The sequence below is a fragment of the Camelimonas fluminis genome, assembly GCF_014656355.1.
Classification (GTDB): domain Bacteria; phylum Pseudomonadota; class Alphaproteobacteria; order Rhizobiales; family Beijerinckiaceae; genus Camelimonas; species Camelimonas fluminis.
In genome coordinates this window covers 18,041-33,601 of record NZ_BNCG01000012.1, presented here as the reverse complement: position 1 = coordinate 33,601, position 15,561 = coordinate 18,041, and the positions used below count along the sequence as shown (strand labels likewise).

General features: G+C 64.1%; 13 protein-coding genes. 2 read left to right on the top strand and 11 right to left on the bottom strand.

Translation table 11 applies throughout. The annotated features are described in order from the left end of the window. Positions 1–685: 685 nt before the first annotated feature. Positions 686–1,522: an arylamine N-acetyltransferase family protein gene (locus IE243_RS13665; protein WP_191320026.1), complete on the bottom strand. Its 837-nt coding sequence runs from the start codon at positions 1,520–1,522 to the stop codon at positions 686–688. Between the two features lie 280 nt (positions 1,523–1,802). Here IE243_RS13665 and IE243_RS13660 point away from each other — a divergent pair, with 280 nt between their 5' ends. Then, complete coding sequence (locus IE243_RS13660; protein WP_244643159.1) at positions 1,803–2,288, top strand: pyridoxamine 5'-phosphate oxidase family protein; 486 nt, start codon at positions 1,803–1,805, stop codon at positions 2,286–2,288. Continuing rightward, positions 2,285–3,625: a pyridoxamine 5'-phosphate oxidase family protein gene (locus tag IE243_RS13655; protein ID WP_191319954.1), complete on the top strand. Its 1,341-nt coding sequence runs from the start codon at positions 2,285–2,287 to the stop codon at positions 3,623–3,625. Before IE243_RS13660 ends, IE243_RS13655 begins: the two co-directional genes overlap by 4 nt. Before the next feature lie 172 nt (positions 3,626–3,797). Here IE243_RS13655 and ccoS read toward each other — a convergent pair whose 3' ends face one another. The 10 genes from ccoS to IE243_RS13605 form a co-directional block, all read right to left on the bottom strand. After that, entirely contained in the window at positions 3,798–3,974 is a 177-nt protein-coding gene (gene ccoS / locus IE243_RS13650) for a cbb3-type cytochrome oxidase assembly protein CcoS (RefSeq protein ID WP_191319953.1), read from the bottom strand. Next, a complete protein-coding gene (locus IE243_RS13645; protein ID WP_191319952.1) occupies positions 3,971–6,352 on the bottom strand; it encodes a cation-translocating P-type ATPase in 2,382 nt (793 codons plus the stop codon). The genes ccoS and IE243_RS13645 overlap by 4 nt, the downstream gene beginning before the upstream one ends. Continuing rightward, the gene (locus IE243_RS13640; RefSeq protein ID WP_191319951.1) at positions 6,349–6,840 is read right to left on the bottom strand and encodes a FixH family protein; all 492 of its coding nucleotides are present in this window, start codon (positions 6,838–6,840) and stop codon (positions 6,349–6,351) included. The genes IE243_RS13645 and IE243_RS13640 overlap by 4 nt, the downstream gene beginning before the upstream one ends. Further along, positions 6,837–8,399, bottom strand: coding sequence for a cytochrome c oxidase accessory protein CcoG (gene ccoG / locus IE243_RS13635; RefSeq protein ID WP_191319950.1), 1,563 nt, complete (start codon positions 8,397–8,399; stop codon positions 6,837–6,839). Before ccoG ends, IE243_RS13640 begins: the two co-directional genes overlap by 4 nt. Positions 8,400–8,654: 255 nt before the next feature. Next, positions 8,655–9,524 (bottom strand): cytochrome-c oxidase, cbb3-type subunit III, encoded by an 870-nt coding sequence (gene ccoP / locus IE243_RS13630; protein ID WP_191319949.1) that lies wholly within the window; start codon positions 9,522–9,524, stop codon positions 8,655–8,657. Between the two features lies 1 nt (position 9,525). After that, on the bottom strand, positions 9,526–9,678 hold the full coding sequence (locus IE243_RS13625; protein ID WP_191319948.1) for a cbb3-type cytochrome c oxidase subunit 3: 153 nt from the start codon (positions 9,676–9,678) through the stop codon (positions 9,526–9,528). Between the two features lie 11 nt (positions 9,679–9,689). Then, entirely contained in the window at positions 9,690–10,421 is a 732-nt protein-coding gene (gene ccoO, locus IE243_RS13620) for a cytochrome-c oxidase, cbb3-type subunit II (protein WP_191319947.1), read from the bottom strand. Between the two features lie 12 nt (positions 10,422–10,433). After that, positions 10,434–12,056 (bottom strand): cytochrome-c oxidase, cbb3-type subunit I, encoded by a 1,623-nt coding sequence (ccoN, locus tag IE243_RS13615; protein ID WP_191319946.1) that lies wholly within the window; start codon positions 12,054–12,056, stop codon positions 10,434–10,436. A gap of 726 nt (positions 12,057–12,782) precedes the next feature. After that, positions 12,783–14,321, bottom strand: coding sequence for a copper-containing nitrite reductase (nirK, locus tag IE243_RS13610; RefSeq protein ID WP_244643157.1), 1,539 nt, complete (start codon positions 14,319–14,321; stop codon positions 12,783–12,785). A gap of 44 nt (positions 14,322–14,365) precedes the next feature. Then, on the bottom strand, positions 14,366–15,550 hold the full coding sequence (locus IE243_RS13605) for an NnrS family protein (protein WP_191319945.1): 1,185 nt from the start codon (positions 15,548–15,550) through the stop codon (positions 14,366–14,368). Positions 15,551–15,561 lie beyond the last annotated feature (11 nt).

The following is a 15,561-nucleotide window of genomic DNA, read 5'->3' as shown; positions in this document are numbered from 1 at the left end:
CCGGGCTGCGCGTTCGGTCGTCCGCGCCGCAGGGTGCTACACTCAGATTCCCAAATCAGAAGGAGTGGAGAATGATGATGAAACGCCTGACCCTCTTTGCCGCGGGCATTCTGTGCGGATCGTGCATCGCGCTGGGCGCAAGCGCGGCGCCCCTGACTCCAGCTCCCCTCGCAGCGGCTTCGGATATCGAGCTGGCCCAACATCGCCCGCCTCAACATCGTCCGCCCCACGCCAGGCCGCGCCCGCCGCACCATGCGCATCCGCATGTGAGGCATCCGCGCCACCATCACGTGCGGCGCCATTGCACCACACGGCGTGTGGTTGTTCGCAACCGGTTTGGCCACCCGGTGCGCGACCGCTTCGGTCGGCCGGTCTTCCGGCATGTCCGGGTTTGCCGGTAATTTTTCCCTGGGTCGACGCCTTGTAACGTTGCGAAAGGGTGCCGAACCATGCTGACCTGACGACGCCCCGTGGCGGATGTTACACGCCACCTGAATGGTCGTCAGGTCAGATCAAAGCTGTATTGCGGCGGCGCCAATGCTGGCGATATGAAAATATCCGCTGGTCAGGACAGCCCGCCGCAATGCATTTTCTGCTTTGATTGGCGCCGGTGCATAACGCCGCCAGCCAGCGGCCGCGGTCGTTATGGGTGGGCGCGGTTGGCGCCCACAAGCGCGACGCCTGCTCAGGCGGCCCTGTCCCGGGTCACGTCCTGCAACCTGTCCCAGATCCGTCCTGGCTCGGGAACTTCCAGCTGGAAAACTGTCGACAGTGTTTCAGCGAGATGGTCGGCGCCGCCGATGCGCTGCTCGCGAATGCTGCTCGCGGCGACATGGCGCAGGGCGTCGTTCTGCAGGGCGATATAGCCATCGCCCGTGTGCCTGAACATCACCAGGGCGCCGGTGAACGGCGAGCCCGGGTCCTGCGTCAACCAGCCATGCGTCGCCGCCATTGCGGCCTCGTCGCTATAATCAGGCCGGAAATCAAAGCTTGGGGCAGCGCCCCGCGCGTGGTTCCTGAAGCGTAGCCAGCCGTCCCCGGCGGGCGTGATTGAAAAATCAAAGTTGCGCTGGCTGAACGGCCCGATGGTCAGCGGCGTTGGCCTGACAATGGCGTCCCCAACGCCGACTTCCGCAAGGTAGGGGCGGTCCAGATCAACGCGCAACGTCAGGTGGTTGCCGATGGCGAGATCGCCAAGCTTCTCCCGGTCAACGCCGCCACAGAGGCGGGTGACCTGGAAACCGAGCGCCGTCAACGCCGCGCCAAACAGACCATTCATCTCGTAGCACCAGCCGCCGCGCTTCCCTTCAACCATTTTGGCGAAGGCGTCCGCCGGGGTGATGGTGGACGGCCACCCCATGAAGGCGTCGAGCGCCTCCCAGGTGAAGGCCATCAGGTGGGCCTGGTGCAAGGCCGTCAGGCTGGGAAGGTCAGGGGAGGCGGGGGCCTCAAGGCCGATCCGTGCAAGATAGGCGGCGAGTTGAGAGGCCGTCAGGGACATGGGCGTTTCCGTCGCGAGCATAAGGGTCACCCTTCGGTCTCCTTGCGGCAGACCGTTATCCAGTTCAGGGACGTTGTTGGTTCCGGACGGCCCGCAGCCAGATCAGGCCGCGTCGCGACAGCCGGCGCGCTATGGCGGACGCGCTGTGCTCGACCGTATCCGCCAGACCGGGGCGTGGGGCGCATTCCGGTCCAGGGGGGCAGGATCGTTATAGCGCATCTGGCGGGCGGCCATTCCTAAATGAATGTGCAAGACGCGCTGGATATCCTAAAAGTTTGTCGGGCAAGCCTGAGAACTGGCGATGACAATGACGATGCGGCTCGACGACAGGCTTCTGGAATTTCTGCGGCGACCATTGATGTGCATTATTGCCGGGGTCGATCAAACCGGGCGCCCCTCTGCCGGGCGCGGCGTCGGCTTTAACGTGCTGGAAGATCGCACGACGATTGATCTGATCTTTTCGGGCTGGCAGTGGCCGCGCCTCGTCTCCGATATCCGTCAGACCGGGCGGCTCGCCGTCACGTTCGTCAGCCCGGCCGATTATGTCAGCTTCCAGCTCAAGGGGCGCGCTGATCTGAGCGAGACGGAAGTCCCAAACGCTGACCACGCCGCCAGGTTCATAACCGCCGCAACCGATGAACTACAACGCCTCGGCGTGGCCCCGCATGTCATCGCTCCGTGGCTGACGGCGCAAGGCGCGCGGCTCGCCCGGCTTTCCATTCAGGAAATCTATATCCAGACGCCTGGTCCCCACGCCGGCATGATGACGGGCGCTGAGGTTCGATGAGCCTGCGTCTTTCCGACCTCTCCGCCTGCTTTGAAGGGGTTATCCCTTCCATCATCGCCACGGCCTCGGCGGACGGCGCGCCCAACATCTCCTATCTTTCCCACGTGGTGCGGGTCGACGGCGAGCATGTGGCGCTTTCGAACCAGTTTTTTGCGAAGACCGCGGCGAACGTGCGCGCCAATCCCAAAGTCACCCTGATGCTCGTCGACGGGCTCACGGGCGACCAGTTCCTGCTCGACATCAGCTTCGTGCGTTCCATTGACGCCGGCCCGCTATTCGACCGGATTGCCGGGCAACTTGCGGCAAGCAGCGCGCAGGTCGGCATGTCGGACGTCATGCGGCTCAGAAGCGCGGATGTCTTCCGGGTGCGCGGGATCGAAAAGGTCCCGTCTCCTGTGGCCGCCACAGCCCCGGCGCCGCGTCGGGCGCCTGTTGACCTTCCGGCTCTCGCCGACGCGATCCGGGCCATCGGGCGACAGGCCGAGGCGGGCGCCATCATCGACAGCCTGCTCTGCGGCGTTCAGCAGGTGCTCGGATACGCCAATGCGCTCGTCCTCATTCATGACAGTCATCGTCAGAGCCTGATCACGACCGGCAGCATTGGTTATGAGAACTCCGGACTGGGTTCCGAAATCGTCAGCGCCGGGGGGATGATAGGCGCGGCGGCGGCCAGCGGGCAGACGATCAAGGTCAGCGATATGAGCCGGGTGCGCCGCTTCGGCGAAGCCATCGGACTTGAGGCGGGAGCAACGGAAAACACCACGCGCACCGTTGTTTTCCCGCAGTTGCCAATGGCCATGAGCCAGATCGCGGTTCCGATGGTCACCCGCGGCGTCGTGGCTGGCGTGCTCTTCATCGAGAGCACGGAGCGGCTGGCCTTTTCCGAAGAAGACGCGGCGGCTCTCGACATACTGGCGGGGCAGGCCGCCAACGCCTTGCGGGCAAGCGAAGGCGAGGCCGCCGCCGCCGAGGCCGGGCACGCGACGGCGACGCCCGAGCCAGCCGCCACGGAAACGGACATCCGCATTGTCTGTCACCGGTTCGATGACAGCGTGTTCGTGGATGGCGTCTATATCGTGAAGGGGGTCGCGGGCGCGTTGCTGCGTCTGATGATCGAATGGCGTCTCGGCGAAGGGCGGAGCGAGTTCACCAACCGCGAAATGCGCCTCGCGGCGGGCGCCAGGATGCCGGAAATAAAGGATAACCTCGAAACCCGGCTGCTGCTGCTGCGCCGGCGCCTTGATGAGAAGCAGGCGCCCATACGGGTGGTGAGAATCGGCCGCGGGCGGGTGCGCCTTGAAGCGGGCGGCCCGCTCGCGCTGACGGTGCGGGACTAATTTCCAGCGCCGTTCCTGTCCATCTGGTTGAGGGCGGCCGTCACGCTCGCTGCGTGCGCCCCATAGGTGACGATCCCGTCGCCGTTGGCGTCGCTTTGCTGAAATACGCCGCGTCAGGCCGGGGCCTGGCGCGACCCAAGGGGAGACGGTCAGCGCTCTCCCGGAGGCGGCGTTACCTGGCGGTTTCACCGTGCTTCGGGGCGAGCGGGCCAGCGTCGTCGAACAGGATGCGCTCGCCAGCGCCGTCCAGATCCTCATACTGGCCGCTTTTCATCGCCCACATGAATGCGGCGAGGCTGGCGCCGCCGAGGAGCAGGGCGGCGGGGATGAGATAGACGAGGACGCTCATGTGGCGCCTCCTTCCGAATAGCGACCCGGATAGTGGCCAACAACCGGAACCCGGTCAGGCTTCGCGGTGGGAGACCTCTCGCCTGAGCGAAGCAGCCGCAACGCATTGGCGATGACCAGGATCGACGAGCCGGACATGGCGACTGCGGCGATCAGCGGCGTGACAAGGCCCAGAAAGGCAATGGGCACCGCAATGATATTATAGACGAGGGCGAGCGCAATATTCTGCCGGATCAACTTGCCGGCCTGCTCCGAAACGTCAATTACGAATGGCACGGCCTCCAGGCTGTCGCGCAGGAAGACCAGATCGGCGATATTGCGGCCGACATCCGCGGCCGTGGCGGGGGCCATCGACGCATAAGCGGCGCTGAGCGCCGGCGCGTCATTCAGGCCGTCGCCCACCATCAGCATCTTGCGCCCGGCCTGGGTCATCGCATTGATGCGCGCCACTTTTCCGGATGGCAGCAACCCGGCGGCGTATTGCTGGACGTCCAGACGGCCTGCGATGTCACGACAGGCGGCTTCAGTGTCGCCCGACAGGATTTCGACAGACTTTCCGGTCCGCTGCAGCGCCTGGATCGCCGCCGCCGCCCCAGGTCGCACCGTGTCCTCGAAGGCGAACCGGGCGCATTCGCGGCCATCCCGCGCCAGCATCGCGCCGGATCCCGAGGCAAACCACGCTGCGCCGGCCGCGTCTTTGTCGTTGTCAAAAGTGGCTTGACCAAAAGTTGCCTGGCCAAAAGTCGCCTGGCCAACCGTTTCCTGGTCAACTGTTTCCTGACCAAGCGCCCAGCCAGGCCGGCCCAGCCGCCAGAGGGAGCCGTCGCGCCAGCCTTCAATGCCAAAGCCGGGAACTTCCGTTACAGCGTCGAAGCTGACCGGCGGCGCATCGCTGCCGGCGTCGCCAGCGGCGGCATGTCTGGCGATGGCCTGTGAAAGCGGATGGCGCGACTGGCCGCCGAGCGCCGCCGCAATCAGGAGCATGTCCGGGGCGATGTCCGGGGCGTTGACCAGCCGCGGCTGCCCCATGGTCAGCGTGCCGGTCTTGTCGAACGCCACCGCATCAATTTCGGTCAGGCGCTCCATGGCCGAGCCGTCGCGCACCATGACGCCGCGCTCAATCAGGCGGCGGGCGGCGACAACCTGGACGATGGGCACGGCAAGGCCGAGCGCGCAGGGGCAGGTGATGATGAGCACGGCGATGGCGATCGTAAGCGCCTGGTGCCAGTCGCCGCCCATGACCAGCCAGACGATGAAGGCGACAAGCGCCGTCAGGTGGACGACAGGCGCATAGAACGCCGACACCCGGTCGGCGATCCGCCGGTAGCGCGTGCGTCCGCCTTCGGCCGCTTCCATCATGCGCACCATTTCGGCCAAGAATGAATCCGTGGCGCGCGCTGAGGCTTCCAGCGTCAGCGGGCCGGTGAGATTGAGCGTGCCCGCCCGCACCGTGGAGGCCGGGCCGACCGGCTGGGGCCGGCTTTCGCCACTGACCAGGGAGCAATCAAGATCGGAGGCGCCGCCAATGACCCGCGCATCCACCGGAATGCGCTCGCCCGCGGCGATGAGCAGCCGGTCGCCTGTTTCAATCTCGTTGACTGGCCTGTAGTCGCGGCTCCCGTCTGGCGCGAGGACGATCGCGCCGCGCGGGGCGAGGCGCGCCAGACCGAGCACGGCGGAGCGCGCCCGGTCGCGCATCAGGTGGTCGAATGTCCGCCCGATGAGCAGGAAAAACAGCAGCGTCACGCCAGCATCAAAATAGGCGTGCTGGCCATGGTGGAGCGTGTCGTAAATGCTCATGGCGTAGGCCAGAGCCACGCCGATGACGATGGGCACGTCCATGTTCATGCGCCCGGCCCGCAGCGCCTGCCACGCCGAACGATAGAAGGTGCGACCGGCGTAGAGCAGGGTCGGAAAAGCGATCAGCGCCGAGATCCAGTGGAACAGGTCGCGCGTGGCGCCGTCAGCGCCAGACCAGACCGACACCGAAAGCAGCATGATGTTGCCCGAGGCGAAGCCGGATACGGCGACGCTGCGCAGCAGTTCGGCCAACGTCCTGTCCTTGCCCTCCGCCTCGTCGAACAGGTGTGGCGGATAGCCAAGCCCGGTCAGGGTTTCCACGATCGGCGGCGGCGCGCTTTGCCTGAAACGGATTGAGATGCGCCGGGTGGAAAGATTGACGCGGGCGCTGATGACGCCGTCGAGACGCGACAGCGCCTGCTCCAGTTTCTGGATGCAGGCGCCGCAATGGATCGCCGGGACGGACAGTTCAATCTGGGCGACGCCGTCGCCGAGGCTGCGGGCGGCGTGAAGCAGTTCGTCCGGAGACGGTGCGCCGGATGCAGCATTGATATCAGCGCCGGGAGCACAGCAACTCATTGGATTGCGCCATTGCTTAGCGTCAGGCGGCGCGTATCGCGATAGGGAGCCTCCAGACCCACGTCAGCAAGGATTTCGATGCTCCAGAGCCCGTCCCGCAGATGGACCGGAGCCGCGAGCGCGCCGTCCGGTTGCAGTGTCAGCGCGACGCTCTGGTCTTCAGAGGCGTAGGTTGGGCGCCGCACGTTCGCCGTTGCGGTTTTTGCGCGGATGGGCTTGCCCGCCGCGTCGGTCAGCCAGTAGCTGATTTTTCCGTCAGCAATGGACATGCGGGATTTCCAGCCGAGCGCCGCCTGGGCGCGCGCCTCCGCGGCCTTCGCATTGAATTGCTGGCTCGCCACATGGGTGTTTTCCGCCACGGATCCTGTCCAGCTCCGGCTGGCGAGAAATGCGTTGGTCAGGTTCACCGCAATGATGACGCCGAAGAACGCCAGCATGATCACCAGGACATGCCGGCCTGTGAGTTCGCGGTTACGCGCCGGGCTCATCTGATGGGCTCCACTGGTGCATCGAAGGTCGCTTCATACCGGGCGCTCTCCTGGCTCGCCGTGTCCTGGACAACGAACCGGAAGGACTGTTTCGGGCCGGCGATGCTGTCATGCGGCTGACGTACGAAAACCTTGAGCGTTCTCAGCTTGTCGGGTTCGACCTCGACAGAGAAGGCGCGTCCGGCCGGGTGGTCCATGCCAACGACGTTCATATCCGCGCCCGGCAGGTTTTCAAGCGTCACCGTGAAGGTGCGCGGCTCGGGGATCATGTTGAGCAGCTTGACGGTGTAGCCGTTGCGGATCGAACCGTCGGATAGGACGACAAACTGCGGATTGCGGTCGGCCAGCACGTTCACCTGCAGCCGCTCGCGGGTGAGCAGGGCATAGATGAGGCCAAGACCCACGGCCGACCAGGCGGCGAAATAAATCAGGTTGCGCGGTCGCAGCAGCTTCTTCAGATGGAAGGTCGCGACCTTGTCGGACAGCTTGCCGTTGGCGTCGCGCACGCGTCGCGGATCGATGGCGGAGGCGCCGCCGGCTGTCGCCAGCAGCCTGTTGGATTCATATTCCGCCAGGGTTGCATAGGAGATCAGGCCGCGTTCCTTGCCGATCTTGTCCATAACGCTGTCACAGGCGTCGATGCAGAGAGCGCAGGTAATGCATTCGAGCTGTTGCCCGTCGCGGATGTCGATGCCCATCGGGCAGACGGCGACGCAGGCGTTGCAGTCAACGCAATCGCCCACCACCTGTCCCGCTGCCGCCGCCTTCTTGGAGTGGCGCGAGCGCGGCTCGCCGCGCCAGTCGTTATAGGTGACGGTCAGCGAATTTTCGTCGAGCATCGCCGCCTGGATGCGCGGCCATGGGCACATGTAGGTGCACACCTGCTCGCGCATCAGTCCGCCGAACACATAGGTCGTGCCGGTGAGGATCGCGATGGTCATGTAGGCGACTGGCTCGGCCTGGCCGGTGGCCAGTTCGCGCGCCAGGGTTGGCGCGTCGGCGAAATAGAAAATCCATGCGCCGCCTGTCAGCACCGCGATCAGCAGCCAGATGGCGTGCTTGGTGACGCGCTTGAACAGTTTGCTGGCCGACCATGGCGCGGCGTCGAGCTTGATGCGGGCGTTGCGCTCGCCTTCAATGGCGCGCTCGACCACCAGGAACAGGTCGACCCAGACAGTCTGCGGGCAGGTATAGCCGCACCAGGCGCGCCCGACCGTGGAGGTGAGCAGAAATAGCCCGAAGCCCGCCATGATGAGCAGACCGGCGACAAAATAGAATTCCTGCGGCCAGATTTCGATCGGAAAGAAATAGAAACGCCGGTTGGCGAGATCGACGAGCACGCCCTGATCCGGCGCGTATGGCCCGCGGTTCCAGCGAATCCATGGCGTCAGGTAGTAAACGCCAAGCGTAATCAGCATGACGATCCACTTGAAGCGCCGGAAGCGGCCCTCTGCGCGCTTGGGGAAGATCTTCTTGCGCGCCGTATAGAGCGGTTGGCGCACCCGCGCCGAGTTCACCGCTGTTGCGTCAAATGTTTCAACTTCCGACGCTTCGCGCATCGCCATGCCTCCCGCAGCGTTCGCAGGAACGCCGGTCAGTCTCCTGTGGTTCGGCTCCGACATGCGCATCCCGCGATTCAGGGTGGCGGGGCGCACGTCGGAATCAGGAAAACCACTGGCAACTCATGAATCTGGCATTTGCTCGCCGCATGACGTGAAGCCGGATGCAAATGTCAAATTCGCTCCACCAGATATGGACGCCGGCTGGCGATGGCCTGTGCGTGGCCATCGCTTTCAGGCGTCAACGCCGCCGCTTTATTCGCCACCTCCGAGCGAGTGAACATAGACAGCCAGTTCCTTGACGGTGACGTCGCCGAGACGCGCGCTCCATGCGGGCATGACGCCGTGTTTCGGCGCCCTGATCTGCGCGGCGATTGCTTCCGGCGTCGAACCGTAGAACCAGATGGCGTCCGTCAGGTTGGGCGCCCCCATCTCCCGGTTGCCCTTGCCATCGGCGCCGTGGCAGGCGGCGCAGTTCTGGGCGAAGATTTCCTTGCCGGCGGACAGGTCTGCGGCGGTGGCGTCTCCGGCCTTGCCAGAAAGCGACACAACATAGGACGCGACCTGCGTGATCTGCTTCGGCTCCAGCATGCCGCCGAACGCCGGCATTTCCGACATGCGGGTGTCCTTGTCCTCGGCAAAGCGGACGCCGTGGGCGATGGTCTTGCGAATGTCCTCGGGTTTGCCGCCCCACAGCCATTCGTCGTCGTTCAGGTTCGGATAGCCGGGGGAGCCCTGCGCGCCGGAGCCATGACACTGCACGCAATTCACCTTGAATGCGGCGGCACCGGCGGCGGCGGCGAAGGTGCGCAGTTTCTCATCAGCGAGAATCTGCTCAACTGTTTTGGCGTTGATTTCAGCGATATAGCCGGCCTTGGCCGCCTTCGCCGCATCCAGTTCCTGCCTGATCTCGCCACGGCTGGAATAGCCAAGCAGGCCGGTCGTCGCCTTGCTGATGAGCGGCCACGCCGGGTAGGCGATCACATAGGCCGCCGCCCAGACGACCGTCGCGTAATAGACAATCAGCCACCAGCGCGGCATCGGGTTGTCGAGTTCCTTGATGCCGTCCCATTCATGGCCGGTGGTCGAAACGCCCGAAATTTCATCGATCTGCTTTTCGCTCATGTCACTCGTCCTTGAATGGAATACGGGCGGCGTCGTCTGAGAGAGCCCGACTGCCAGGACGGAATGCGAAAGTCACAGCGCCGACGAAGAACAGCACCATAGCCAGCAGGCCCCAGCTGTCGGCCATGTGACGCATAGCGGTATAGGTTTCCATGTCCCTTCCCCTCAGCGGCGGCCGGCGGCTTCGTCATAGGTCGAGAAATCGACCAGCGTGCCGAGCATCTGGAGATAAGCAACCATGGCGTCCATTTCGGTCAGCGCCTGTTTGTTGCCGTCGAAATTCGCCGCCCGGGCCTTCGGATAGCGGGCTTCCAGCCCGCTGACATCGGCGTCAGGATCGGCCTGGGCCTTCATGTCGGCTTCGGCGTTGGCGATCATCTCGTCCGTGTACGGCACGCCCACCCGGCGATTGGCGATGAGGTGCGCCGCAATTCCCTTCGTGTCGAGCGGCCTGTCCTTCAGGAAGGCGTAGCTCGGCATCACCGATTCCGGCACCACGGCGCGCGGCTCGATCAGGTGCTGGACGTGCCATTCGTTGGAATAGCGCTGGCCGACGCGCGCCAGGTCGGGGCCAGTGCGCTTCGACCCCCACTGGAACGAGTGGTCGTACATCGACTCCGCCGCGAGGCTGTAGTGGCCGTAGCGCTCAACCTCGTCGCGGAACGGGCGGATCATCTGCGAATGGCAGGCATAGCAGCCCTCGCGGATGTAGATGTCGCGGCCGGCAAGCTCCAGCGGAGTGTAGGGCCGCATGCCCTTCACCTTCTCGACCGTGTTCTGCAGGTAGAACAGCGGCGCGATCTCGACGATGCCGCCGACCGTCACCACGAGCAGCGACATGATCAGCAGCAGGGTGGCGTTCTTTTCGAGTCGGGAGTGACGCTTCAAAAATGACATGGATTTCACTCCTCACTCAGCCGGCTGCACGGCGGCGCCGGCGGCTGGCGCCGGAGCCCCCATGGGGGTCTCGTCGCGCACCCGTCCCCGGATGGTCTGATAAACGTTCCACGCCATGAGGAAGCCGCCGGTGAGATAGAACAGCCCGCCGGTAACGCGCATCACGTAATAGGGGTGCATGGCGGCGACGGTTTCCACGAACGAGTAGACTAGGAAGCCCTGCGAGTCGTACTCGCGCCACATCAGGCCCTGCATGATGCCCGACACCCACATCGAGGAGGCGTAGAGCACGATGCCCAGCGTCGCCAGCCAGAAGTGCCAGTTGACCATGCGGACCGAATAAAGCCGCTCGCGACCCCACAGCTTCGGCGTCAGGAAGTATACGGCGGCGAAGGTGATCATGCCGTTCCAGCCCAGGGCGCCGGCGTGAACGTGAGCAATGGTCCAGTCAGTGTAGTGCGAGAGCGCGTTGACCGACTTGATCGACAGCATCGGCCCCTCGAAGGTCGCCATGCCATAGAAGGCGATCGCCGCCACCATCAGACGCACGATCGGATCGGTGCGGATCAGGTCCCAGCGACCTGAAAGCGTCATCAGGCCATTGATCATGCCGCCCCATGAAGGCATCCAGAGCATGATCGAGAACACCATGCCGAGCGTTTGCGCCCAGTCCGGAACCGCCGTGTAGTGCAGATGGTGCGGGCCGGCCCAGATGTAGAGGAAGATGATCGACCAGAAGTGAACGATTGACAGGCGATAGGAATAGATCGGCCGGTTCACCTGCTTCGGCACGAAGTAATACATCATCGCCAGGAACGGGATCGTCAGGAAGAACGCGACCGCGTTATGCCCGTACCACCACTGGGTGACCGCATCCTGCACGCCGGAGAAGGCCGAGTAGCTCTTCGAGCCGACAAACGAAACCGGCACGGCCAGATTGTTCAGCACGTGCAGCATCGCAATCGTGATGATGAACGACATGTAGAACCAGTTGGCGACGTAGATGTGCGGTTCCTTGCGCCGCAGCACGGTCCCCATGAAGATGAACAGGTAAACCACCCAGACGATCGTCAGCCACAGGTCGACGTACCACTCCGGCTCCGCGTACTCGCGCGACTGGGTGATGCCCAGCAGATAGCCGGTCGCCGCCATGACGATGAACAGCTGGTAACCCCAGAAAACGAACCAGGCGAGGTTGCCGCCGAACAGGCGCGTCCGGCAGGTCCGTTGCACCACATAGAACGAGCTGGCGATCAGGATGTTGCCGCCGAAGGCGAACACGACGCCGGACGTATGCAGCGGCCGCAGACGGCCGAAATTCAGCCAGGGCTCAAGGTTGAGGTCGGGGAAGGCCAGCTGCGCGGCGACGAGCACGCCGGCGAGAAAGCCGACGACGCCCCAGAACACCGTGGCGATGACGCCATAACGGATGGGCCCATCCATATATCTGGTGTCGTCAACCGGCCCCGCGGGTACGAAATCCTCTTTCCGCATCAGGGCGATGGTGAAACCGCCGAGCAGGACGACCGCAATCAGCATGTGATAGCGGAACGCATCGTCGACCGCGAAAGCGGCGCCCAACAGGGCTATGAGGGTGAGTATTGCAGAGAATACGATCTCTGTTCCGTACTTCATGAAACGGTTCCCCAGCCTGGATTACACGTTTGTATTCGCGCGATTGTCAGATTTACATCAATCAGAACGCAGAATTCCGGTCGCCGCCCAGTCGTGGCTGGTCGGCGCTGACCCTGGCGACCTCCGCAAAGGTGGCCCTTCGTGCTGTGACGTTGCCCGTGTAACCCGCCCCTATCTACACATATACTGTTTGTATAATAGCGCCCGGCCGGCCGCCATGCGATATAATCGCCCAGCGAAAAAATGAGGGTTTCCGGACGCTGGAGCCACGACGATGCGCCAGCGGGCCATGCCGGCGACGCGTCATGTTCCAGCCATCATCGGCTCATCATTGGCGCTACCGCAGCCTGTTGCGGCGCCACGTTGCCCCGACAGTTATTTTCAGGACGCCGCAGTAATAGCGGCGCCGGCCAGTTCGCCCGCAAGCAATGACTGGCTTCAGCTTTTCGACGATCAAGGCGGTCAGTCATCCGGTGGTCCTGTTTCAGAACGAGTCCGCTGAACGCGGGCGCTCATATTGAACCAGCAAAAAATCCGGAAGCCGTCGTTGCGTTTTCACAAATAGCGGAGCGGGCGCCCGCGATTGTCATCGCGGACGCCGTCATGAGCGCAGGCCCGCACTGGATCGCCGGAGCAACAAGTGCGGAGGAGCGCGCGAACTGCGCACAAGGTGCGCCGGACCAGAGTGGCGGGCGCTGTCGGTGAAAGGCGTTTCTCCGACCGGCACTACCGCGCGGGCGCGTCAGCCGGGCCGGCGTGCATGATCGCGTCGTTTTCAGGTCCATCGACGATCAGGTGGCCAGCCAGCCCGCGTTCAGCGCGCGACAGGGCGTGATCTACGAGCACATAATTGCCGCCCCGATCGATCTTGAAGTCGACAATTGTCGCGCCCCCCGGCGGCACCAGGACAGTCTGCACGCTTTTGACCGGCGGGGCTTCAACGCTGCCCATTGGGTAGACATTGTCGAAGATCTCGCCAATGACGTGGAACGATGACGTGAAGTTTGGGCCGCCAACGCCGAAAAAGATGCGGATCGTTTCGCCGACATTTGCGTAAAGCGGATGCGTTTTGGTCAACGAACCGACCGCGCCATTGAACAGGAAATACTCAGGCCTCTCCGAGATCAGCTTGTCATAGTCCAGTTCCTGCATGCCGTTGGTTCCGAATGACGCCGTGGTGTAGAGCTCGCCCTGCATCACGTAGAATTCACGGTCAACCCTGGGCAAGCCGCCTTCCGGCTCAACGAGGATGAGACCGTACATGCCGCTGGTGATGTGATGGGCGACGCTGGGCGTGGCGCAATGATAGACGAACAGGCCGGGCTTGAGCGCCCTGAAAGTCACGACCGTCTCGGCCCCTGGATCGGTTTGCGTGGTGTGGGCGCCGCCGCCCGGGCCAGTCGCCGCATGGAAATCGACGGAGTGGGCCATGACGCTGTTGGCGGGATTCCTGACGTGCACCTCAACCATGTCGCCGACCCGCACGCGCAGGAACGGGCCCGGCACCTTCGAATTGAAGGTCCAGTAAGTATAGGTGGAGCCGTCATCAAGACGTCCGACCAGTTCCGCTGTTTCGAGATCGACCCTGACTGTTTTCGACGGCCGCTGGCCGATCGGGCCTGGCAGGTCAGCCGGATCGCGCACGATGTCGGCGCCGCCGCTGGCCATGGTTTCTCGCGGGCCCGCCATCACCTGGACGAGGCCTTCCATGCCCGCCTGCCGGTGACCGGCGATTGAGCAGAAGTAGGCGAACTCGCCGAGTTTGTTGGCCTGGAAGGATATGGTTGTCGATGCGTTCTTGCCAACCACGACGGCTGATCGGGCCGGAAACTGGTCGACGACGATATCGTGCTCCGCGCCTTCGCCATTGATCAGGTTGATCTGGATGAGTTCGCCCTGATGCGCCATCAACGTCGGATTGATCTTGCCTTCAATGGCGCCGCCAACGCCAATGTAGACCATGCGCCCCCCGGCGATTCCTGTTTTCAGGGTGAAGGTCGTCGGCGTGTGATAGCTGATGGTCGGGGGCGTCTGGTTTGGCGTTGCCTGTGACGCGGGACTGGCCTTTTCCGCCGCCGCTTTGGCCGGAGCGACCTTGGCCGGCGCCGTTTTGGCTTGTCCGGCTTTTTCTGGCGCGCCGTGCGCGTGCGATTGGGCCAGCGCCGGGGCGAGGCCAAATGCTGCAAACAACAGGGTGATGAGAGCCAGCAGACCAGCGCGCCTGGAGGGAGCGCGGACCGGATGATTCACAAGTAGCAATCTCATTGTGGCGTTTCCTTTCTGGTCATGGGTCTCAAGGTCCATGGCGCTCATCTGCGCTCCAGGCGCGGACCGAGCAGCATGGCGCCATAAAACAGGGCGAAGCCGATAAAGGCGGCGGCCCATACGGCGCCGCTCAGCTCCATGAGCCAGGGGCCGGTGAGGTTCAGCGCGGCGACGATGCGGAAGATCGCGGCGATCACGATTGCGCCGAAGACCGCGCATCCGGTGAGGCCGGCGCGCAGGGGGCGGCCGGTATGGCCGAGGGTTGCGCGCACCATCACCGCCAGCGTCATCACGCCAATGGCTCCGGCGCCAAGGGCATGCACGCCAATCGCCGGCGCAAGGCGCGCAGGGTGCAGTATCTGGCAGCCCACAAGCAGCAGGCCGACGGGAACGAAGGCGTAGCCAAGGTGAAGAATGATGACGAGCGGATCGCGCAACGCCCGGTAACCGGCCCATCGCCCCAGCCGCAGAGCGTTGAACCCAGCGGCGGCAATCAGCAGCAAGGCTGTCGCCAGGGCGCCTGGAGCCAGTGTCCAGAAGGCAAGGCTGAGGGTCGTCAGCAGGATCGTCGCCATGTCAAACCGGCTGACAGGGGCCGGGAGTCTGCCCGGGTTCTCGCGGGCCAGCCAGTTGCGCGTGAAACTCGGAATAATGCGTCCGCCGATCAGCACGACGAGGACAATGGCTGCGCCGACGCCAAGCCGGCGCGCGATGTCGGAGGCACCAGCGAAATGCGCCTCCAGATGGAACAGGATATTGGCGAGGGCAAATATACTGACCGGAATGATGACTTTCAGATTGCGCCAGTTGCGTCCGCTGACGATCTCGATCAGCGCCGCCGCCATAACCGCCAGGAGGAAGGCGCTGTCGATGACCGCTGTCGCCAGCCAGCCGATGGCGGCCGAGCAGAAAACGGCGATCCGCCCCACAATCCAGAGCAGCACAAGGCCAAGCAGGGGGTAGCCCTGCACCGGCAGCCGCCCGGTCCAGTTGGGGATTGCGGTCAGCAAAAAGCCGGTGAGAACGGCGGCGAGGTAGCCATACAGCATCTCATGGCTGTGCCAGTCGAGAGGCGCGAACAGGCTCGCTGTGTCAAGCGCGCCCCGTAACACGGGCAGCCAGACCAGAACCGCCAGCCCGGCGTAGAGCGCGCCGAGCAGGAAGAATGGTCGAAACCCGTAAGAGAGCAGGGCCGGCAGGGTGTCCGGTCGCGTGCGCGGAACAGGCATGCTGATACCTC